Genomic DNA, 22981 nt, shown 5'->3' with positions numbered 1-22981 from the left:
GCTTGGATTGGTTTAGGTTTCTCATGAAAACAGCGTAAAAAAGACATAGATACGATAGGGGAGATTATCATGGGAACGATCCTGCTGAAAGGTGCACAGCTTGTCACGATGAATGCGGAAGAAGATATATTTACAGGCGATCTGCTGATCGAGGATAACAAAATCAAAGAGATTGCCGAGCATATCGACGTTCAGGCTGATCAGGTTATTGATGCCCGTGGCAAAGTTCTGCTGCCAGGCTTTATTCAGACACATATTCATTTGTGCCAGACGCTCTTCCGCGGGCGTGCGGACGACCTGGAGCTCATGGATTGGCTTCGTCAGCGAATCTGGCCACTGGAGGCAGCGCATGATGAGGAATCCGTCTATTATTCGGCGATGCTTGGGCTGGGCGAACTGATTTCGAGTGGAACCACGACCATCTTGGATATGGAGACCGTGCATCACACGGATTCGGCTTTTCAGGCGATGGCACAGAGCGGCATTCGGGTGATATCTGGCAAGGTCATGATGGACCATGGCGACGAAGTGCCTGAACCGCTGCGTGAAAATACGGCAACCTCGCTGCAGCAAAGTGTTGATTTGCTGGAGAAATGGAATGGTTTCGGTGGCGGACGCATTCAGTATGCGTTTTGCCCTCGATTCGTTGTTTCCTGTACAGAGGAGCTGCTTGTTGAAGTACGTGATCTATCGAACAAGTATCATGTGAAGGTGCATACGCATGCATCGGAGAATCGTGGCGAGATTGAACTGGTCGAACATGAACGCGGAATGCGTAACATTGTCTATCTGGACCATATCGGTCTGGCAACCCCACGTCTCGTCCTTGCACATTGTGTCTGGCTTAGTGAAGAGGAGAAGGAAATCATTCGCAAGCGAGGGGTAAAAGTTACCCACTGCCCCGGCTCGAATATGAAATTGTCATCGGGTATAGCGGAAATTCCTGACCTGCTTAACCGCCAGATCGCGGTGGGAATCGGTGCGGACGGCGCACCATGCAACAATAACCTGGATATGTTTCAGGAAATGCGTCTGACAGCATTAATTCAAAAGGTTCCTCATGGGCCTACGATCATGGATGCACGTACGGTTCTGCGCATGGCAACGATGGGTGGTGCCGAAGTGCTTGGCCTCTCGAAGGAAATTGGAAGTCTGGAAGTGGGTAAAAAGGCAGACATGGTGTTGTTGGATCTGGATGATTTCCATACGTATCCTTCGTATGAGACAGATGTTTATTCCCGCGTGGTGTACTCCGCGACTCGGAGCTGTGTGGACACGGTCATTATTGATGGAAGCATCGTGCTCAAAAACCGCAAGATCCAGACCATTGACCGTGGCATCGTGCTTCGCGAATCGGATAAGAGCATTGCACGTTTGATGAAGAGAATTTGAGTTAGGTTATTTTCAGAGGGAAATGTTGTATAACTGCTGCTCGCAGAAGACTTTTCGGAAAGGTGGAGACGAATATGGAAATGCATGATCTGTGTGCAATTGCAGCAGGTGAGGCCCGCTGTGTACTTGCAACGGCGGTCAAGGTGGAAGGTCATGCTTACCGTAAGCAGGGAGTCTCTATGCTCTTGACCGAAGATGGCAGAATGTATGGCAGCATAAGCCCGGGATGTCTCGAGAGTGACCTGCAAGCACGTGTTAAACATGTGCTGGACACGGGACACCTGGCATTTGCCGAATACGACATGCGCCCTGAAGATGATCTCTCTTGGGGAGAAACGATTGGCTGCGGAGGATTGGTCGTCGTCCTGCTGGAACCTGTCTGCGGCGAACTGAGAAGTGCATTAACTGAGATGCACGCTTGTTTCAAATCCGGTTCAGCGGTGGAGTTTACCCGTTACTTTCAACATAATTATTCCCTTGTTCAGTATGAATGGCATCGAGTTGATTCAATCGATAGGAAACTTGTTCCTTCCATAGACGTAACTCGTATGTCTTTCGATTCATACAGGACAGAAATCGATCAGGACGTAAAATCAACTGAGGCAGAGTACTGGAACCTGCCTTTGCAGATAACGACCCTATACACTGCTAAACCGCGTCTTATTATAATCGGGGCGGGAAATGATGCCATACCTGTTGCCAGGCTTGCGAGGGTATCTGGATTTCATGTCATCATTGCGGATTGGAGAGAGGGTCTGTGTACGTCCGACCGGTTTCCGGATGCAGATCTCGTTCCTGGTTTTCCGGCTGAAATCATGTCTGTGCTGAATATACGACGTGGGGATTTCCTCATATTGATGAGTCATCAGTTCCCGCGTGAACGTGAATTCTTGGAGCTGCTGTCGGGAAGCGAGTATGCTTATCTCGGTATTATGGGTTCCAAAACACGGACAGCACGACTATTGAATGATTTACCACCGCCACCGAATCTCCATTCTCCCGTAGGTCTCAGTATCGGGGCAGATGGACCAGAAGAAATCGCCATTAGCATTGCTGCTGAACTGATTGCGTGCAAGCGCGCTGCTGGAACTGAAAACTGCTCTGCTCAAAGGGGGAGTACGCATGCGATTGACGGGCATTCTGCTCGCCGCAGGTAAGAGTACCCGTCTTGGCCGAGATAAACTAGCAGTGACTATGCCGGATGGGAGAGCTTTGGCGGCCTGGTCGCTTCAAGCGGCACTCGATTCTGAATTGGAACAGGTCATCTGTGTGGTGAAACCGGAGGATTCCTTGGAATGGCTCCCCGAAAATGTACTCCACGCATCAGTATCCTCAGCTAACTATAGGAGCGAGACTAAGCTCCAAATTGCTCTCAGTACAGAATACTCTTCTGGTATGGCCGCATCTCTTCAATGTGGTCTCAAGGAAGCCAAGGAATACGGGGCAGAAGGTGTAATGATTCTTTTGGCGGACCAGCCCTTAATAAGGGCGCAGGATATTAATCAGGTTTTGGCAGCACTTGCATTGAACAAACAGTCTGATTATGCAGCTGCTGCGGACGGCGAGGGGCGGAAGCCTCCTGTTGCCTTTCGCTCTCATATGTTTGATCACCTCCTTGCTCTTGTCGGAGATGAGGGTGCGAGGAAGATTATGCGTAATGACACCTTCTCTGGAACTGAGGTAAACTTGCCTGACTTTTGTTTCTGGGACGCTGATACGGAGGCTGAACTGAAACGCATCATGGATTATGTAAATGAATCAGCTCAAATGAAGTAACTTCGACCCAATAACATGCCCCCTCAATTGAATACAACGTAGTCGTAGGTTATCTACTTATCTCTGCTCTCTTAACATAAACAGGTCATCCAGTTCGTTTGGTTGGCCTTTTTGTGTCGTTTATATCATTCCAAGCGAAGAGCAGTGTTAGGTATGGTTACTCCTATCATGCATGAAGCACAAAACGCGGATCGTATTTATACATTTATCCAAATCGATGTGAAGCTAATTGACGCTAACCCTTTAGTCTCATATGATTTGAAGAATTATCTGGATCCTGTAGGATGAATTATCTTTAACAGTCAGCGCCTATACGGATTGAATCCAGCGTCCTATATCGTGCTTATAAGAGAGAGGGGATGGAACGATGGTAATACCAGCATATGGGTCAGGAGCGATGCCATCGGTATGGCAGCCGGAAGATCTGGAAGAACTCCGGATGTTGAGGAACAGGTTGAACGGAAGCTTCTGCTACGCTGCAGGCGCAACATTGCTGCGGACCCAGTGGGAAGGCGGTCTTGTACCTTCACCGGAGCATATGATCAGTCTGGCACGTATTCCAGGAACAAGTGACGTATATATAGATGGAGATCGAATTGTGATCGGAGCCCTGACCCGATTGAATAGATGTATTACGGACGAATTACTTCATCATCTATCGTTATTACAAGAGGCTGTGAAAACGATAGCTGCGCCATCCATTCGCAATGTAGCGACAATTGGCGGCAACATTGTATCAGGAGTCGGAGATACGTTACCCGCATTGCTCGCATACAACGCAGAACTGCAGTGGATGACGGACGCAGGGTTGGAAATCCGTACACTAGACTCCTGGTTGAAAGGGGGACGTGACGGCAGTCGCAATCCAAGTGACGTGTTAATCTCGATCCAGATCCCGCTGGATAAGCTGCCTGTCTCCAATCTCAAGAACCAAGCAACTGACGCGAGAGAGATTGCATTTTACCGCAAGGTGGGCAGGCGAGAGACGTTTAGCGCATCTCTGGTAACCATTGCTTTTCGTGGAGAGATTGATCCAGATGGTCGTTGGAAAAAGGTTGCGATAGCAGCAGGCGGAGGGACAGGTGTGGCCATGCGGTTACCTGCCTCGGAACAGCTGCTGCTTCGCGAAGAAGCTTCGCTTATGCAAGCAGAGCCGCTAGGAAGGACTGCCTCTGAGGAATTTGTGACCTATGGCGATGTCTTTGCAACTGAACAATACCGCAAGCAGACTGCTGGTAATTTGCTGGGGGCTGGACTGTGGGAAGCACTATACCGTTGATTCAAATCTTGATCAAGAAAAGGGGAGAGAGACCATGCTGCTGAATCGGAAACATAGCGGAAAACGGTGGCACTTGAGACCGGACGGAATTCCGAAGGTAACAGGACAACTCCAGTATCTGACGGATATGACTCTACCCGGAATGCTTCATGGAAGAGTTCTGCGCAGCACCTATCCGTATGCTCGCATTCTATCTATAGATACTACAGAAGCAGTGGCCATGGAGGGAGTGTATGCTGTCCTTACCTCCAAAGACGTACCCGGCCTGAATCGTTTTGGAATTGCAACGCCTGACCAGCCTGTATTTTGCGAGGATGTTGTACGTTATGTCGGTGATGCCCTTGCGGCAGTAGCTGCGGATTCCCCGGAACGGGCAGCGCTGGCACTCAGTGCAATCCAAGTGGAGTATGAGGAGCTTACCCCGCTGGACAGCACGGATGCAGCTCTCGCTCCGGACGCACCGGAGCTGCATCCACATGGACCGGGCAATGTACTGCATCGCACCGAAATTAAACGCGGGAATGTGGAGCAGGCTTTTGCGGCATGTGAACATATTGTCACGGAAACGTATTATACACCTCGTCAGATGCATGCTTATATGGAGACAGAAGGCGGTCTGTTTGTTCCGGATGACGAAGGAAGGCTTAATGTCTACGCAGCCACGCAGCACGGGTACAAGGACCGGATGCAGCTGGCACGGATTATCGGTTGTCCCGAGGATGACATCCGTGTCGTGTCGTCTCCCATTGGCGGTTCTTTTGGAGGGAAGGACGAACTAAACGTGCAGCCTTATGGTGCTCTTCTTGCATTGACCTGCGGACGTCCCGTGAAAATGCACAATTCCCGCAAAGAATCCGTTCGTGCAGGTCTGAAGCGGCATCCGATGAAAATTGAGATGCAGACGGGAATCAGCCGCGAAGGCATCATTCAAGCTCACCGGGTTCGCATTACGGCAGATACAGGAGCGTACGCCACACTTGGAGCGCCTGTGCTGAACTTCTGCACGGAGCATTGTCTAGGCCCTTACTCCATCCCCAATGTGGACGTAGAAGGCTTGTCCGTGTATACCAACAATGGGTTATCAGGTGAATTTCGCGGATTTGGTGGGAATCAGGCTATCTTTGCTGTGGAAGGCCAAATGGATCGACTCGCTGAGATCATGAATATGGACCCATGGGAGTTTCGCAGACGGAACATGAGGGAAAAGGCTGACCCTGGTCCGTTAAATCAGAGAATTCTGACTACAGACGGACTGTCGCAAGTGTGGGAAGCCATGGATCGTTCTGAATTATGGCAAAGGCATCAGCATCCACAGGCAGATCCTTCTCTGCCTCCATGGATTAAGCGAGGCGTAGGTGCTGCTATTGCCATGCATGGTGCCGGATTGGGTTACGGGATTCCCGACCCGGCAGGAGGCCGCTTATCCCTTAATTCGGAAGGGAAAATAGAAGTGGCTTTCAGTTACGAAGAATTTGGTCAGGGATTGATCGCTACATTGGAGATCATGCTCTGCGAGCTGTTTCAATGCAGTACTTCGGATTTAAATATCATCATTGGCGATACGGATCGGGTTCCTCACAGTGGCTCGAGCACCGCTTCACGTTCCACAACGATGGCCTGGATGGCTTTGCAGCGATTGCAGACCCCTTTCCGTTCCAGAGTCCTATCGGCAGCTTCGGCCTTGTCGGGTATTCCGACTGATGAACTGGTGACAGGACCTGGCGGTGTATGGCGTAAAGGCCAACTGCCTAGTACTGATGTAGAGACGAAATCATTGGGCTTTGTTACTGCCTACTCAGATTTGGCGGGCCAGGGCACAGCGGAAGAATGGGTATTTGATACTCATTTCGATTATCCAACCACGCCAGACCATGTCGTGGGCGGACACTATCTATATACGTATGCGGCGGTTGCCGCAGAGGTAGAAGTGAACACGTTAACCGGAGAAGCCAAATTGCTCGATACACGTCATGTGGTAGCCGCAGGCCCCGTCATTAATCCGATGGGCTTCATTGGACAGATCGAAGGTGGGAGTGTGATGGCACTCGGGTTTACATTAACGGAGGATGCTGTCATGCAGGATAGTCGATATCTTACTACCAATCTGGATACGTACTTGATTCCAACGATTCGGGATATACATACCAATCTCGAGGTTGAGGCTATTGAAGACCTTCCCGAAGGGGATCCTTTTGGACCGAGAGGGATTGGCGAGATTGGTTCTGTGGCACTCGCGCCGGCAATCACTGCAGCAATTCATCAGGCAACCGGGGTGTGGGTGAATCGTTTGCCCGTTCCGCGCGAACAACTGGTTCAATCTCTACATGTACCTTTACAGGAAGGGGTGAGTCCCTCATGAGCAAGCCGCTTGGTAACATCTGGTCAGCAGTAGTGAATGGGGAAGAGAAGCGACTTAACATTGCTCAAACGACCCGGCTGGTGGATGTGCTTCGGACTCATTTGAACCTGACCGGAACCAAGGTGTCCTGTGAAGTTGGACGCTGCGGTGCATGCATGGTGCTTATGGATGGAGAACCGGTCAATTCCTGCCTGATTATGGCTTATCAATGTGAAGGAAGTGAAATTACGACCATTGAAGGGCTTCACGGTAAGCGGGAAGGGAGTCTGCATCCAATACAGCAGGCCTTTGTAGAAGAGGGCGGGTTTCAATGCGGTTATTGTACACCAGGGATGGTCATTGCCACCAAGGCACTGCTTGATCATCATCCCCAGCCTACACAGGAACAGATCGAAACGGGATTATGCGGCAATCTGTGCCGCTGCACCGGATATGGAGGAATTATAAGAGCAGTATGTAAAGCAAGTGAGAGTTGTGAGGAAACGAAGGCTACTTAGCCATGAGGTACAGGTGAGTGATCAGCTCATAATATTTTAATATCAAACGAATAAAAAACCGGGCGTGAAGGGAGTTCTCAACTCCATTTCGTCCGGTCTTTATTTTATGAATAAACGTAATAAATATTATGTAAACTTATTATTTTCGATAACCTCCATAAGCCTCATCTATATTGAAGAATAAAATAGTTGAACCAACATCTACCAACATATTTAAAATTCAACTCAAAATTATGAAATAAATATAACCTACTCTCATGGATTTTCCGCTACTTTATTTACTGAATAGGGTAGAATTATAATCGTTTTCGAATTTTGATGAAAAAGTAAGACCACTATAAACAAACATCTCGAATTTATCGATTGTATGTTGTTTGAAGAAGTTTAGAATGCGTAAACAAATTCCTTTTAATATTCATTATTCTCGTGTTCTTAATAGCTAAAAGGCACGCTGCACGAAATCAAAGTTGGAATTACCCTGCAGGTTATCTTTTAAAGAACCAACTCAATATCGTTGGAAAATGATAAGAATTAGCTCCTTAAAAGAGAAAGGGGTTAATTCCAAAAAATGATCCTTAGCTGATTTTAGATCATTTTCATATGGATTTGCGATGGATTTGGGAGTACTTTCCATGTATGCTGTTGAAAACTGGAAAGGAAGTGGGAAAAATGGAACGCGAACTGGCGTTGGAAATTGTCCGAGTAACAGAATTGGCTGCGTTAGCTTCAGCCCCCTGGATGGGACGAGGTGACAAGAACAGTGCAGATGAAGCGGCTACTTTGGCCATGCGCGCCATGTTCGATTCCGTGTCCATTCGCGGCACGGTGGTAATCGGTGAAGGAGAAATGGACGAAGCGCCCATGTTGTACATCGGCGAGGAAGTGGGTAACGCTGAAGGACCTGAAGTAGACGTTGCTGTAGATCCTCTTGAAGGTACAGAAATTGTGGCCAAGGGACTGAACAACGCTTTATCGGTTATTGCAGTGGCGGGAAAAGGAAACCTGCTCCATGCACCGGATATGTATATGGAGAAACTGGCTGTAGGTCCGGCACTGGTCGGCAAGGTCAGCATCGAAGACCCGGTTGAGGTTACGCTAGAGAAAGCAGCTGCCGCACTGAACAAAAACATTTCGGATCTGACTGTCATGATCCTGGACCGTACACGGCATGAGAGCACGATTAAAACGCTTCGCAAGGTTGGCGTACGGATCAAGTTCCTCAGTGACGGCGATGTAGCGGGTGCCATGGCGCCTGCATTCCCTGAGGCAGGCATTGACTTATACGTTGGTTCTGGCGGAGCTCCTGAAGGCGTGCTGGCTGCAGCAGCACTCTCTTGCCTGGGAGGCGAAATACAAGGCCGCTTAATGCCTGCCAATGCAGACGAGTTCCAGCGATGCCTGCAGATGGGCATTGATAATCCTTACAAAGTCTTAACGATGCAGGACATGATCGGTACCGAAGATGTCATTTTCGCTGCAACCGGTGTAACGCCAGGAGAGATATTGGGCGGTGTGCGTTATCTTGCAGATGACCGTGCCGAGACAGATTCCATTGTCATGCGTGCCAAAACCAAAACGATCCGTTACATTCGCTCCGTGCATTTCCTGCCCAACAAGGAAGTGCTTCACAAGGTACGGAAACTGCAAGCTACGCCGGAACCCTCAGACCGTATCCAAAGCCCGGCTAAAATAGTAGAACAGGCAGAGTTTAGCCAATCATCGGTGAATCAGAGTGTGTTGACTTAGACAAAACTGCGCTTTAAAGGTCTAAAAGTCGCTGCCAAACCATAGGTTATCTATTAGAATCATCCATCATTCTTAGGACAAGATTTGTGCTCGTAGATTAATCAAACAGGAAGGGAATCTGCTAATAGAGATCCTCTTCCTGTTTTATGTTAAAAGCATTGACAACGGTTACAACACATGAGAAAATGTACGCGCGTACATAAAATAATCTTCTACAAATAGTATCGTATTTAAAGGACGTAAGGGGGTGAAATTCGTGGCATCCCGCAAAGAGGTCGCTGACTTGGCAGGAGTCTCCGAAGCTACGGTCTCTCGGGTTCTTAACGGGGTTGGTCCGATCAAAGAGGAGACAAGGCGCAAAGTGTTGGAAGCTTCCCAGAAGCTGGGGTATGTGCCGAGTGCCCTTGCACGCAGCTTCGCCAGAAGCAAAAGCGGCAACCTCGGGGTTGTTTTGCCTTATGTTCCGAAGGCGCATTTGTTTTCTGCTTATTTTTTCTCGGAAATGCTAAGTGGTATTGGTAATAAGGCCAGAGACAGCGGTATGGATCTGCTGGTCATGTTCAGATCACCAGGTGAAGTCATGAATTATGCCGACCTGTTCCGACGTCAAAAAGTGGACGCCTGCATTATTCTTGGGGCCAGAGACGACCTTGGGGAACTGGCAGCAATGCAGCAGCTGCAAGAGGAAGGTCATCCTTTTTGCGTCATGAATCAACACTTTGCAGGAGAGGCCTTTCTGGAAGTGGATGCTGATCATGTGGAAGGCAGTCGGCTCGCCATTCGTCATCTTACCGATCAGGATTACCGAAATATTGCTTTTCTCAACGGTCCGGACAGTTATTCCAACAGTCAGGAGCGGCTGCAAGGTGTTCGCGTTGGTTTGCAGGAAGCCGGAATGGAGCTGGATCCCAGCCTGCTGCTTGAAGGGAATTACAGCAGAAGAAGCGGTGTGGAGGCTGCAGCCACGATTGCGGCAAGGCTTGACGAGATCGACGCCGTATTTGCTGCCAACGACCGTATGGCTATTGGTGTTATGCACGGTTTGCGTGAGCGCGGGATTAGGGTGGAGGATTTCCCGGCTTTTGTCGGGTATGACGACTCCGATGCTGCAGAGATGGCCGTGCCTCCGCTAACCAGCGTCAGGGTACCTTTTTATGAAATGGGTGAACTGGCAGCATCAAAACTCATACATGGTTCTCTGGATGGAAGCGCTTCAACTAAGGATTCAGATTTTTCATCGGAGTGGCACAGAGAGTTATTGCCTGCAGAGTTAATCGTCAGGGCTTCATCGATTCGTAAGTAGCATAGAGCATGATTTTAGATTCCAAAGGAGGAAAAGAACATGTCACAACGTCTACGTGTCGGAATGGTAGGATACAAGTTTATGGGGAAGGCCCATAGCAATGCTTATCGCAGTTTGCCCATGTTTTTCCCGTCAGCACCGCTACAGCCTGAAATGGCGGTCATCTGCGGCCGGAATGAAAAAGGTGTCCAGGAAGCAGCGAACCAGTTCGGCTGGTCCGAAAGTGTAACCGACTGGCGTGAATTGGTACAGCGGGATGATATTGATCTGATTGATATTAACGCTCCGAGTGATGCACATAAGGAGATTGCACTGGAAGCAGCCCGTCAGGGTAAACACTTGTTCTGTGAGAAACCGCTGGCCTTGTCGCTTGCCGATTCGAGAGAGATGCTTCAAGCAGCAGAAGATGCTGGTGTTGCCCACATGGTTGGATTCAACTATCGCTTCTCCCCGGCTGTGCAGCTTGCCAAGGAATTGGTTCAGAGCGGACGCCTGGGTAAGATCTATCACTTCCGCGCATTTTTCCTGCAGGACTGGATCATGGATCCATCATTCCCGCTTGTCTGGCGCTTGCAAAAGGAAGTGGCTGGCTCGGGATCGCACGGCGATCTGGGTGCACACTTAATTGATCTCGCACGCTTCCTTGTTGGGGAGTTCCAAGAAGTCATCGGAATGAGTGAGACGTTCATTAAGGAACGGCCGCTTGCTTCCGAAATGACTGGACTCAGTGCCAAAGGAAGCTCGAATGCGGACGCACCGAAGGGCGAAGTGACAGTGGATGATGCGACATTGTTCCTGGCCAGGTTTGCAGGCGGTGCACTTGGCAGCTTCGAGGCTACACGCTTTGCGGCAGGTCACCGCAGCACAAATTCATTCGAGATCAACGGCAGCCTGGGCAGTGTCCGGTTTGACTTTGAACGAATGAATGAACTGGAAGTGTATTTTACGAAAGATGAAGAGGACGTTCAGGGATTCCGGCGTGTTCTGGCTACAGATCCGGCGCATAAGTATGCCGAGGCCTGGTGGCCAGCAGGACATACCATCGGATTCGAGCATACCTTTACACACGAGATGCTGGAGCTGGTTACAGCCATCTCGGAAGGCCGTCAGCCTTCACCAAGTTTCCATGATGGTGTTGCCTGCCAGGCTGTGCTCGAAGCCGTAGAACGTTCTGTAACAGAACGGCGCTGGGTTTCCCTTGATGAGATGTGAGTAACGTTTAGCTGTTGATGCAAACTGGAGCATTTGAAATGAAGAGAAGTCAAACGATTAGCGTGGCAGCGATACACAGGCAGGATCTATAAAAACTATCCGAAAGCGAGTGATAAAGCGATGAGTAAGGCACTTATTGTATGGGGCGGCTGGGATGGACATGAACCGGAACAGGTAGCAGCGATTTTTGAGCGCATTTTGAAGGAAGAACAGTTTGAGGTCGAGGTCTCGAATACATTGGAAGCCTATGCAGATGCCGACAAACTGCTGGGACTCGATCTGATCGTCCCTCTGTGGACGATGGGACAGATTGAACAGGAACTGGTCAACAATGTATCGGCTGCCGTTCAGAGCGGCGTTGGGCTCGCAGGTATTCACGGCGGGATGTGTGATGCGTTCCGGAACAATGTCGATTGGCAGTTCATGACTGGCGGTCAATGGGTTGCACACCCGGGCAATGATGGCGTCGAGTATACGGTAAACATCAAACGCGGTTCAAGTCCGCTGCTGGACCACATTGAAGATTTTCAGGTGAAAAGCGAGCAATACTACCTGCACGTTGACCCTGCGGTTGAAGTACTGGCAACAACTCGTTTCCCGGTCGTGGAAGGTCCCCATTCAGCGAATGGGCCAGTGGATATGCCGGTTGTATGGACGAAGCGTTGGGGTGCTGGCCGTGTGTACTACAACTCGCTTGGTCATCATGCGGATATTGTAGAGATGCAGCAAGTCACCGAAATGATGCGCAGTGGCTTCAAATGGGCTGCAGCAGGCAAAGCGGTTGCCAATAATACAACAGGCCAAAAAGCTGAAGTGTACACAGGCATGGCCGATAACCAAACTTAATTTCCGTTACTTTTTGTGATAAACCAAGGGACATACGTACATGAGCAAATCTTGACCAGCATTCCACAATTCCGATCCGTTTGAAGGGAGCCCACCTGCATGAAAACAATGAAAGTAGGCATTATTGGCTGTGGTAAAATCAGCAGTATTTATATGGAAAACTGTCACCGATTCGAAATCTTAGATCTGGTTGCCGTGGCGGATATTGACCGCAAGAGGGCTGAAGAGCAGGCAGCAGCCTATAACGTTCCGAATGTATACACGGTTGATGAGATGTTGGCCAATCCAGAGATTGAACTGATCATCAATTTAACGATTCCTGCTGTCCACGCAGATGTATGTTTACGCTCTCTTGAAGCGGGAAAACACGTCTACGTCGAAAAACCACTCGCCGTTACACGCGAGGAAGGGCAGGCTGTTCTGGAAACAGCCAAGCGCAAAGGATTGCTGGTAGGCTGCGCACCTGAAACTTTCTTCGGATCAGGCATTCAGACCTCACTCAAACTGGTTGAAGATGGCGTTATTGGCAAACCTGTAGCTGCTACGGCTTTCATGATGAGCCGAGGGCATGAACACTGGCATCCTGATCCGGAATTCTACTACGCTTCAGGCGGCGGACCGATGTTCGATATGGGGCCTTACTATCTGACAGCATTAGTGCAGCTGCTGGGTCCGATCAGCTCCATTGCTGGCATGACAGGCAAAGCGATGGAAGAGCGTACAATCACAAGTGAGAAAAAGAGAGGGCAGACCATCCCCGTTGATATTCCAACGCATGTGGCAGGACTATTGCAGTTCGAGCAAGGTGCCATTGGCACGCTGATTACGAGCTTTGATGTTTTTGGGGGAAGCACACTGCCACCGATTGAGATCTATGGCACGCACGGCACGCTGCAGGTACCCGATCCTAACACATTTGGCGGCCCTGTACGTTACCGTTTGCTGGGTGAACAGGAGTGGACGGAGGTACCTCTTCTTCCGGGCTATCAGGAAAATACACGCGGGATTGGTGTAGCTGATATGGCGTATGCTGCTAACAGCGGCCGCGCTCACCGAGCGAGCGGAGAGCTTGCCTACCATGTTCTTGAAGCGATGTGGGCATTCCATGACTCTTCCGATGAGCAGACTTTCTATAAAATGAGAAGCACCTGTCAGCGTCCTTCTGCTCTGCCAGAAGGTTTGGCACTATATAGCCTTGATCAATAATTTTTATATGCAGCATGCTAATACAAATACAAGCAGCCCTGTCTTCCGCTTAAGGAAGCAGGGCTCTTCGTTTGTTTTGATCTTACAAATTGATCGTATAAACCACATTTAAGGCTCAAATCCTGCCTGACTGATCCAGATCTCATGTTCCGCAAAATGCTCTCTCATCCGTTCCTCGACGATCTGATAGGCCTCAGGTTGATACCAGTCTTCTACGCCTAACTCCTGATAGAGCGACTCCATGCCCAATCTGCGCGTGCGTTTCCCTTGACTGCCATCGCCCATGAAGTAATCATCGATACATACACGCTGAACCAGAGGCCGAAGGAGGGAAGGAAAGTTATCGCTGCTCGGAAGTACAGGGGCAATCGCAACCTGAGTAGCTATACCTGCATCCCTTAGTTTTTCCATTGCATGTAATCTACCGGGAATGGGTGGTGCAGCCGGACTAAAGTGTTTGCGAATATCATCCCGATACGTCTCAATCGTCATGCTGACACGCACACGGTCACCTAATTGCTGCAGCAGGTCCATATCCCGTGTAACGAGAGGACTGCGGGTTTGAACCAGAATGAAATCCGGAGGATGCTGTATCATCACTTCGAGCAGTGAACGGGTAATTTGCTCCTTATATTCGACAGGCTGATATGGATCGGTACTGGATGACATAAAGATGGTGACTTTACCTTTGGAGCGTGCACGTTTCAACTCTTTGGCAAGTACGCTGGCAGCTTCCTGCTTCACATCAACCCAGCTTCCCCAATCCTGCTTGCGGAATAAAGAAACGGGCATTTGCCTGACGTAACAGTAAGAGCATCCAAAGGCACATCCTGTATAGGGATTTAGCGTGTGAGTATATCCGTTAAGGAAACCGGTCCCTTTGTTCAACAGAGTCTTTGGTGATTTATATAAATATTGGGTCTTCTTCATTGGTGTTGCTCCTGTTCCCGGTAATGAGCAGGTGTCTGCCCTGTAAGCTTGCGAAACACGGCACTGAAATAGGCAGGATTAGTTATGCCTACTTGGCGACCGATATCTGAAATCGAGAGTGAAGTACTCACAAGCAATTTTTTCGCTTCGGTCATCCGTGTGTTCTGAATATATTGCACCGGAGTTATGCCCGTAATCCGCTTGAAGACACGATGCAGATGATACGGGCTACCATGGCTGATCTGGGCAAGAATATCCAGAGTAAGAGATTCTGAATAATGATGGTTAATGTAATTCGTTACAACGGAAATCCATTCCTGATCAGGAACACGCTGTCCTGTAGGTTTGCAGCGTTTGCATGGTCTGAATCCTTGTGCCAGTGCATCTTCAGGATGATGGAAACCCAGTACATTTTCGTATTTCGGATCTTTGGATTTGCATGAAGGTCGGCAAAAAATACCTGTCGTCCTGACACCATAATAAAATTTCCCGTCATAGGAGGCATCATTGCTGATAATGGCAGTCCATTGCGTTTCATCTAATGAAAAAGAAGGAAACTCTTGTTTATCCCGAAGCTTCATAGGGATCACCTCACGACACATTATACCCTTGTACGAAAGATGTTCAACCAACTCTCGCATGAAATAGCAAGATCTCAATGGCAAGCAGACGACTATCCTTTCCGTACAAGGGAATGAAATATGCTACAATGAGCAGGATGATGTACATGCGAAATTCATTCACGAAAGAGGTAGGTAATAATGGTTCGTTTCGGAGTTGTAGGTACTAACTGGATTACAGAACGGCTTCTTGAAGCTGCAGCACATGTGAAGGGATTCGAATTAACAGCTGTCTACTCACGGACAGAGGACAAGGCGAATGCATTTGCAGATCAATATAACGCCAAGCATCGATTCACTGACCTGGAGGAGATGGCAGCGAGTGACACGATTGATGCGGTCTATATTGCTACACCCAATACATACCATGCTGATCAGACGGCGCTGTTTCTGAGAAACGGCAAGCATGTATTATGCGAAAAGCCACTTGCAGCCAATGCTGCAGAGGTTTCTCATGTGATTAACACAGCTCGCGATAACAACGTTTTGCTAATGGAAGCGATGAAGTCAACGCTGGCTCCCACCTTCAAAATGGTACAGGCCCACCTGCACAAAATTGGACCTGTGCGCAAATATATCGCGGGGTACTGTCAGTATTCATCCCGTTACGACAAGTACAAAGAGGGAGTTGTGCTCAATGCATTCAAGCCAGAATTTGCAAACGGCGCATTAATGGATCTTGGGGTGTACTGTCTGTACCCGCTAATCACCTTGTTTGGTGCACCAAATCAGGTTCAAGCTCAGGCCATCATGCTGGATTCAGGTGTCGACGGACAGGGCAGTGTACTTCTTGGCTACGATGGGATGGAAGCCGTGGTGACTTACTCCAAGATCTCCAACTCTCATGTGCCAAGTGAAATTATGGGAGAGCGCGGCAGCATTATCATTGATAAAATCGGATCCCCCGAACATGCGGAAATACGATACAATGACGGTACGGTTGAACTGTTGACAGCCGAGCAGACCTATCCAGCCATGTATTACGAGGTGGAGGAATTCGTTAACCTCGTTCAGCAGGGGAAACAGGAATCCGAGCAGAACAGCTATGAACGTTCCTATGAAACGATGCAGGTCATGGATCAAATCCGCAAGCAGATTGGTCTGGTTTTCCCGAACGATTAATGGAATAACAGGAAAGTGAGCTGAGACGAGATGAGTAGAGAAGAGCAGCAACAGAACAAGAGTCTAGGTCTTGAACTGGAGAAGATTATTTTTATTGGACGAACGTATGAGGAATATATGTCAATGTTCAACCTTTCAGCAGAAGATCTCCGTGGCAGATCCATTCTGGATTGTCCGGGTGGGGCTTGTTCATTCAGCAGCCTTGCCCGCAGGCATGGCGTAAATTCCATGGCAGCAGATATTGCATACGAACACGAAATCGACAAATTGGAACTGAAAGGGCAGCAAGACGTCGAACATACCATCGAGCAATTGGAACAGGTGCGTGACAGATACAAATGGGACTATTTCGGTTCAATGGATGGCTTGAAGCAAGCAAGAATGAGTGCACTTCGGGATTGTACGGCAGATATGAGGAGCTTTCCCTTGCAGTATGTCTATGCAGAGCTTCCCGTGCTGCCTTTCACTGACGAACAATTCGATATGACGTTATCTGCGCATTTTCTGTTTACGTATGCAGATCGATTAGACTTCAGCTTCCATGAGCGAACCATTCTTGAATTGCTGCGCGTAACAAGACAGGAGCTGCGGATTTTCCCTATAGTCGATCTGTCTGGTAAACGTTATGAACATATGGACGAGATCCAGTCCTTTCTGAAGAACCTTGGATTCAGTGTTACAGAAGTCAGCACGACGTATGAATTTCAGCAAGGAGCCCATACGATACTCAAAATTACAAAACCTGAATCCTGAGTGATGTGATAACAGCCCTTTCCATCCTTGAAACACAGGTTAACTGTTGCGTTACGGGGTATATTTGTTGTAATACTGCAAACCTCGCTATAATATACGAAACACCAGAAGAGGGTAGGAGGTCTATCGGATGAAAAAGGTACTCATTCTTGGCGGGACGCGCTTTTTCGGCAAACGTCTGGTCGATCATTTGCTGTGGGAAGGAAAATCGCAAATTACCGTTGCGACGCGCGGCAAAACGAACGTGGACTTCGGGCCGGAAGTGAACCGGATCAAGATGGATCGGGAGGATCCGCAATCTCTAGCTGAAGTGGCACAGATTGACCAGTGGGATGTGGTGTATGATAACATCTGTTACTCACCGAATGCGGCGAAGTCGGCGTGTGAGGCTTTTGCGGGACGTACCCAAAGATATGTACTTACATCAACGCTATCCGTTTACGGCGATCCCAAACCGGGATTCACGGAAGAGGATTTTGATCCGTACACGTATCCCGTGCAATACGGTAGCCACGAGGACTTCTCCTATGGAGAGGGCAAGCGGCTAGCGGAGGCTGTGTTTTTTCAGGAAGCGAGTTTCCCGGTCGTGGCGATGAGAATTCCAATTGTACTTGGAATAGACGACTACACGAGAAGACTGCATTTTCATATTGAACATGTGCAAAAAGGAAAGCCGATCGGCATGCCGAATCCGGACGCCGAGATTGGATTTATCAATTCCACGGAAGCAGCCAGATTTCTCGCCTGGTTAGGGCATTCGTCGATTACCGGACCTGTGAACGCCGCTTCGAAAGGCTCGATTACGCTGTCTGCCATGATGAATCTGATTGAGACAGTCACAGGCATGCAGTCCCAAGTGTTACGCGAAACCGTTCAGGAGGATATGTCGCCCTTCGGTATCTCGGAATCATGGACGATGGATACAACCAAGGCAGAGCAGGCCGGATATACCTTTGAAGCACTGATGGACTGGTTTCCGGGTCTCGTACGTGAAGTGGCACTGGCGCTGCAATCCGAAGGTTAAATTTGGTAAATAAGCATAAAGGTAAAACAGGACGCTGGGAGTGAGTAACTCCTTGGCGTCCTGTATTTTTTATACTACTTTAAATCCAGACATACGAATCCTATCATTATCCCAATGGTTTCGATTGCCCTAATGGTACGGAAGCTGAAGCACGGATACGCAGTTCGGATGGGAGAATGACCGTTTGCGGATCAGTCGGTGCGGTTCCTTCAATTCTGTCGATTAGCATATGCATGCCTTTGGCTCCAAAATCATAGGCAGGCTGCGCTGCTACAGTGAGGAAAGGATCAAAAGCGGAAGCCAGATCCAGATCGTCAAAACAAACGACGGAGATATCTTCCGGTACACGCAGCCCTCTTTTACGCAGCAGACGAATGACCCCAATTGCGAGCATATTATTCGCTGCAAAAATAGCCGTTGGCTTATCCGGCTGCATAAGTAACTGTTCCATTCCAGCCTCATCACTGAAATCACGATAGCCCGTCCGAAGGACAAGCTTCGGATCAACCTTAACTCCTGCTTCACGTAACCCCTCAGCAAAGCCCTCTTCACGTAATCTTGCCGTAGAAACCTCGGAAGAGCCGTTAACGAGTGCAATGCGGCGGTGACCCAGTTCCGTCAGATATCGGATCAATAGAAGTGCACCTTGCCGACTGTCCCCCGCAATGACATCCGATGTGATCCCTGGTACTGTCCTATCCAAGATCACAAACGGGATGTTCCTCTCATGTAACTGCTGCAGATGATCGAGGGAACGGTCGCCCGCAGGGGCAAACAGGACTCCGTCTACACGCGTTGACAGAATCGTCTCCACATAGTTCTTCTCCTTGTTGTAATCTTCATCACTATTCCCGAACAACAGACGATATCCACGAGCGTTAGCTGCATCCTCGGCTCCGCGTGCGAGTGTCGTATAAAATGGATTGGTGATATCGGTAATCAGCAGAGATAACATCTGTGTTCGCTGAAGTACAAGGCTGCGTGCATTCGAATTGGGGATATACCCGAGTTCATCAATAACCTGCTGTACGCGTTCCCTGGTGGCCGTGCTGATGCGACCTGTTTGATTAATCACTTTGGAGACCGTCATGGCAGAAACATTGGCTTTCTTGGCAATATCATAAATCGTGATCAATAGAATCTAACCTCTCATAACATAGTCTTACCATTCTATAGGATAATGCCGATTGACAGCAATATGGGCGCGTGCTATGTTAGGGTTACCGATAACCCAAAGTGAAAAACGAACCATTTTTCAGCAAATCCTTTCACAGTATTCATTCTTTTTTTGCTTTATACATCCGTTCCTGCAGAGAGACAGGACTGCATCATGGTGATCCATACATAAAGTGGACTCTTGTTCAATTTTAATTTGTAAACGCATTCATTCAATAAGTTTCTCTCTTGTCCAGGACAGGCGCACCAATGGGTATCGGGATTATATCGTCATGGTCTGACCGCTTTAACTGCATCCTGAAAGACAAACGTGAAATCAATTCGTACCTATCCAGAAACCACTTGAAGGAGGACGTTTTAGTATGACACATCAGGATTACCGTTATAAACAGGCTTTTCCCAAGATTGGTATTCGTCCCACCATTGATGGCAGACGCAAGGGAGTACGTGAATCCCTGGAGGAACAAACGATGCGAATGGCAACATCAGTAGCTGAGCTGCTTACGGCAGAACTTCGTTATCCGGACGGCTCCCCGGTCGAATGCGTCGTTGCCGAATCCTGCATTGGCGGTGTAGCCGAAGCAGCTGCGGCGGCAGAGCTGTTCAATCGTTCGAATGTTGGTGTCACCATTACGGTTACTCCATGCTGGTGTTATGGTACGGAAACGATGGATATGTCTCCATCCATACCTACGGCCATCTGGGGTTTTAACGGTACGGAACGGCCTGGCGCAGTCTATCTGGCAGCCGTACTCTCTGCCCATGCTCAGAAGGGGATTCCGGCGTTCGGAATCTATGGGGAGGATGTTCAGGATGGCGGGGATACGACCATTCCAGATGACGTCCGTGAGAAATTGCTTCGCTTCAGCCGGGCGGGTCTTGCAGCCGCTACGATGAAGGGGCGGGCTTATCTGTCCATTGGCTCGGTATCCATGGGGATTGCCGGATCCATTGTGAACGATTCCTTTTTTCAGGAATATCTCGGCATGAGAAACGAATATGTGGACATGAGCGAGCTGACCCGGCGGATTGAGGAAGAAATCTATGATCCGGAAGAGTATAAGTTGGCACTGGCTTGGGTGAAAGAAAATTGCATAGAAGGGCCGGATAACAACCCACCTCATCTGCAAACAGATCGCAAGCGGAAAGAGTATGAATGGGAAACTGTTGTGAAAATGACTCAGATTGTACGTGATCTGATGGCAGGCAATCCGAGATTGGCAGAACTCGGTTTTACAGAAGAATCGATGGGTCATCACGCGATTGTATCCGGCTTCCAGGGTCAGCGGCAGTGGACGGATCATTCGCCTAATGGCGATTTCCTGGAGTCGATCCTGAATTCATCCTTTGACTGGAATGGCAAACGCTCCCCTTATCTGGTGGCCACAGAAAATGACAGCCTGAATGGTGTGTCCATGCTGTTCGGCTCACTGCTCACTCATACAGCCCAGATTTTTGCAGATGTACGTACGTATTGGAGTCCGGACTCGGTAGCACGTGTAACAGGACATCAATTGGAGGGAAAAGCGAAAGACGGAATTCTCCACTTGATCAATTCAGGTTCCGCGGCACTTGACGGTACTGGACAGCAATCCAGAGACGGTAATCCTGCTCTGAAGCCTTTCTGGGAAATTACAGATGAAGAAGTTCAGACCTGCCTGCAGTCGACATCATGGAGACCTGCCTCAGTCGAATATTTCAGGGGGGGCGGTTACTCCGCTGACTTCCTGACCAAAGGCGGGATGCCCGTCACGATGACACGTCTCAATCTGGTTAAGGGTCTTGGTCCTGTACTGCAGCTCGCGCAAGGTTACACCGTGGATCTGCCTGATGAAGTGCATAATACGCTGGACCAGCGGACGGATCCGACTTGGCCATCAACATGGTTCGCTCCGATTTTAACAGGAACAGGCGCATTTACCTCCGTTTATGAAGTCATGAACCAATGGGGCGCCAACCACGGCTCGATCTCATACGGGCACATCGGAGCAGATCTCCTAACCCTGGCTTCAATCTTGCGGATTCCGGTGAGTATGCACAATGTTCCGGATTCCGAGATATTCCGTCCACGGGCATGGGGGTTATTCGGGACAAGTGAACCGGAGAGTGCAGATTATCGTGCTTGCAGTGTGTTTGGACCTTTATACCGTTAGACGATCCTGTCAGACGCCATATTCTGCCTAATCAGAATATGGCGTTCTTCCAAAGGAGGAGGCAAGAGAGATGGGAAATAAGGCAAACCATGTGCTTGCTTCTGACTATGGTGCCGGAAGCGGCCGGGTGGTCAGGGGAAGTTTTGACGGTGAGATGCTTGCGTTACAGGAAGTACATCGATTCAGTAACGATCCCGTTCAGCTTGCGGACGGATTGTACTGGGATTTCTTAAGACTGTTCCATGAACTGAAACAGGGCATTGTAAAGGGCACTCAAGGATTAAATCACCCGGTGCGTTCCATTGCCGTGGACACATGGGGTGTTGATTATGGCTTGGTGGATGGAGCAGGAAGATTGTGCGGGAACCCACGTCATTACCGGGAATCACGTAATGCCAATTGGATGAAAGAGACGCTGCGTATGGTTAATGAAGAAGATCTGTATACCATGTCCGGCGTCCTGCCTCAGCAGATTAATACGGTGTTCCAATTGGTTGGAAGCTTACGGGAAAATGCTGAATTACCTCCGGATATACGGATGTTATTCATGCCGGATCTGTTTCACTTTTATCTCTCGGGACAGCAGGCCTGTGAATATACCATTGCTAGCACAAGCGGACTTTTGCATGCCGGAGAGGACCGCTGGAATGAATCCTTGTTTGGCCGCCTCGGTTTACCTGAAACACTTTTCCCACCCATTGTTCGGCCAGGCACTGTGCTGGGACGATTAACAGATGATCTGTGCGCAGAGTTAAGAATCGAACCCATGCAAGTCATATCGGTGGGCTCTCATGATACAGCCTCAGCACTTGCAGCCATTCCTGCGTCAGATCCGAATTTTGCTTTTATTAGCTGTGGAACATGGTCATTAATGGGCATGGAACGCGACTCACCAGTATTGGATGAACGCAGCCGAGGACTGGGATTCACCAATGAAGGGACGGTCAGTGGCAAGACAAGAATTTTGAAGAATCGGTCAGGTCTATGGCTTCTGCAGGAGTGCAAAAGGCAGTGGGAACGGGAAAATCATATTTTCAGTCATCAGGAACTGGTTCACCTCGCATCATCGGCTCCAGCGCTACAAAGCTTTATCCTGCCGGGGGATGCGATTTATCTAACACCGGGTGATATGCCTGAACGAATACGCAAGCAGTGCAATGCCACCATGCAAGTTACTCCGGAAACAATTGGAGCGATTGTACGCTGCATTTTGGAAAGCCTGGCTCTGGAATTCAGGCAGACTCTGGATGAACTTGAACTTGTCACGGGGAGCCGACCCAACGTTATTCACATGGTAGGCGGAGGTGTTCAGAATCGTTTACTGTGTCAGTTTACAGCGAATTCCACCGGTATTCCTGTTGTAGCAGGGCCAGTGGAGGCAACTGCCGCCGGGAATTGCATGGTGCAATTCCTGGCCCATGGCGAAGTAGGCAGTTTGTCTGAAATCCGGAAGATTGCCGCCGCTTCCTTCACTCTGGAAACCTATGAGCCAGAGGATAACCTGCTATGGCAGGAAGCCTATGAAATCTATCAAAAACTGAATGGGCGGTTAACGAAGGGATTGAAATAAAAAGAAGTTAAGGGAGT

General features: G+C 49.1%; 19 protein-coding genes. 16 read left to right on the top strand and 3 right to left on the bottom strand.

The window, feature by feature from the left end; translation table 11 throughout:
- The first annotated feature begins 69 nt into the window (after positions 1-69).
- The 11 genes from PIL01S_RS25165 (at position 70) to PIL01S_RS25115 (ending at position 13616) form a co-directional block, all read left to right on the top strand.
- Positions 70-1392, top strand: a complete 1323-nt coding sequence (locus tag PIL01S_RS25165) for a 5'-deoxyadenosine deaminase (protein WP_127540161.1) — start codon at positions 70-72, stop codon at positions 1390-1392.
- Positions 1393-1466: 74 nt separating this feature from the next.
- Positions 1467-2549 (top strand): XdhC family protein, encoded by a 1083-nt coding sequence (locus PIL01S_RS25160; RefSeq protein WP_127540159.1) that lies wholly within the window; start codon positions 1467-1469, stop codon positions 2547-2549.
- Positions 2515-3168, top strand: a complete 654-nt coding sequence (locus PIL01S_RS25155) for a nucleotidyltransferase family protein (RefSeq protein WP_127540157.1) — start codon at positions 2515-2517, stop codon at positions 3166-3168. The genes PIL01S_RS25160 and PIL01S_RS25155 overlap by 35 nt, the downstream gene beginning before the upstream one ends.
- Positions 3169-3535: 367 nt before the next feature.
- Positions 3536-4447 carry an FAD binding domain-containing protein gene (locus PIL01S_RS25150; protein ID WP_127540155.1) on the top strand — a complete coding sequence of 304 codons (912 nt, stop codon included), beginning with the start codon at positions 3536-3538 and terminating at the stop codon, positions 4445-4447.
- A 34-nt stretch (positions 4448-4481) separates the two neighbouring features.
- Positions 4482-6806: a xanthine dehydrogenase subunit D gene (pucD, locus tag PIL01S_RS25145; protein WP_127540153.1), complete on the top strand. Its 2325-nt coding sequence runs from the start codon at positions 4482-4484 to the stop codon at positions 6804-6806.
- Positions 6803-7303, top strand: coding sequence for a (2Fe-2S)-binding protein (locus PIL01S_RS25140; protein ID WP_127540151.1), 501 nt, complete (start codon positions 6803-6805; stop codon positions 7301-7303). Before pucD ends, PIL01S_RS25140 begins: the two co-directional genes overlap by 4 nt.
- 669 nt (positions 7304-7972) lie before the next feature.
- Positions 7973-9049: a class II fructose-bisphosphatase gene (gene glpX / locus PIL01S_RS25135; protein WP_095287732.1), complete on the top strand. Its 1077-nt coding sequence runs from the start codon at positions 7973-7975 to the stop codon at positions 9047-9049.
- A 256-nt stretch (positions 9050-9305) separates the two neighbouring features.
- Complete coding sequence (locus PIL01S_RS25130) at positions 9306-10352, top strand: LacI family DNA-binding transcriptional regulator (protein ID WP_371859987.1); 1047 nt, start codon at positions 9306-9308, stop codon at positions 10350-10352.
- Between the two features lie 39 nt (positions 10353-10391).
- Complete coding sequence (locus PIL01S_RS25125) at positions 10392-11564, top strand: Gfo/Idh/MocA family protein (RefSeq protein WP_127540147.1); 1173 nt, start codon at positions 10392-10394, stop codon at positions 11562-11564.
- Between the two features lie 120 nt (positions 11565-11684).
- Positions 11685-12410 carry a ThuA domain-containing protein gene (locus PIL01S_RS25120; protein WP_127540145.1) on the top strand — a complete coding sequence of 242 codons (726 nt, stop codon included), beginning with the start codon at positions 11685-11687 and terminating at the stop codon, positions 12408-12410.
- Positions 12411-12509: 99 nt separating this feature from the next.
- Entirely contained in the window at positions 12510-13616 is a 1107-nt protein-coding gene (locus PIL01S_RS25115; protein ID WP_127540143.1) for a Gfo/Idh/MocA family protein, read from the top strand.
- A gap of 108 nt (positions 13617-13724) precedes the next feature.
- Here the strand turns inward: PIL01S_RS25115 and PIL01S_RS25110 are convergent, their stop codons facing one another.
- The gene (locus PIL01S_RS25110; RefSeq protein ID WP_127540141.1) at positions 13725-14546 is read right to left on the bottom strand and encodes an SPL family radical SAM protein; all 822 of its coding nucleotides are present in this window, start codon (positions 14544-14546) and stop codon (positions 13725-13727) included.
- Positions 14543-15127 carry a bifunctional transcriptional activator/DNA repair enzyme AdaA gene (locus tag PIL01S_RS25105; RefSeq protein ID WP_127540139.1) on the bottom strand — a complete coding sequence of 195 codons (585 nt, stop codon included), beginning with the start codon at positions 15125-15127 and terminating at the stop codon, positions 14543-14545. The genes PIL01S_RS25110 and PIL01S_RS25105 overlap by 4 nt, the downstream gene beginning before the upstream one ends.
- A gap of 180 nt (positions 15128-15307) precedes the next feature.
- Between PIL01S_RS25105 and PIL01S_RS25100 the strand changes: the two genes are divergently transcribed.
- The 3 genes from PIL01S_RS25100 (at position 15308) to PIL01S_RS25090 (ending at position 18065) form a co-directional block, all read left to right on the top strand.
- On the top strand, positions 15308-16288 hold the full coding sequence (locus PIL01S_RS25100) for a Gfo/Idh/MocA family protein (RefSeq protein ID WP_127540137.1): 981 nt from the start codon (positions 15308-15310) through the stop codon (positions 16286-16288).
- Between the two features lie 30 nt (positions 16289-16318).
- Entirely contained in the window at positions 16319-17041 is a 723-nt protein-coding gene (locus tag PIL01S_RS25095; RefSeq protein WP_127540135.1) for a class I SAM-dependent methyltransferase, read from the top strand.
- A gap of 130 nt (positions 17042-17171) precedes the next feature.
- A complete protein-coding gene (locus PIL01S_RS25090; RefSeq protein WP_127540132.1) occupies positions 17172-18065 on the top strand; it encodes an NAD-dependent epimerase/dehydratase family protein in 894 nt (297 codons plus the stop codon).
- A 106-nt stretch (positions 18066-18171) separates the two neighbouring features.
- Here the strand turns inward: PIL01S_RS25090 and PIL01S_RS25085 are convergent, their stop codons facing one another.
- Positions 18172-19200, bottom strand: coding sequence for a LacI family DNA-binding transcriptional regulator (locus tag PIL01S_RS25085; protein ID WP_127540130.1), 1029 nt, complete (start codon positions 19198-19200; stop codon positions 18172-18174).
- A gap of 403 nt (positions 19201-19603) precedes the next feature.
- Here PIL01S_RS25085 and PIL01S_RS25080 point away from each other — a divergent pair, with 403 nt between their 5' ends.
- Positions 19604-21394 carry an L-fucose isomerase gene (locus tag PIL01S_RS25080; protein WP_127540128.1) on the top strand — a complete coding sequence of 597 codons (1791 nt, stop codon included), beginning with the start codon at positions 19604-19606 and terminating at the stop codon, positions 21392-21394.
- Positions 21395-21464: 70 nt separating this feature from the next.
- A complete protein-coding gene (locus PIL01S_RS25075) occupies positions 21465-22964 on the top strand; it encodes a rhamnulokinase (RefSeq protein ID WP_127540126.1) in 1500 nt (499 codons plus the stop codon).
- The last annotated feature ends 17 nt before the right edge of the window (positions 22965-22981 follow it).

Source organism: Paenibacillus illinoisensis NBRC 15959 (assembly GCF_004000925.1).
In the GTDB taxonomy this organism is placed as follows: Bacteria; Bacillota; Bacilli; order Paenibacillales; family Paenibacillaceae; genus Paenibacillus; species Paenibacillus illinoisensis.
Note: the sequence above shows the minus strand (reverse complement) of the source record. Positions and strands in the feature narration are given on the sequence as shown.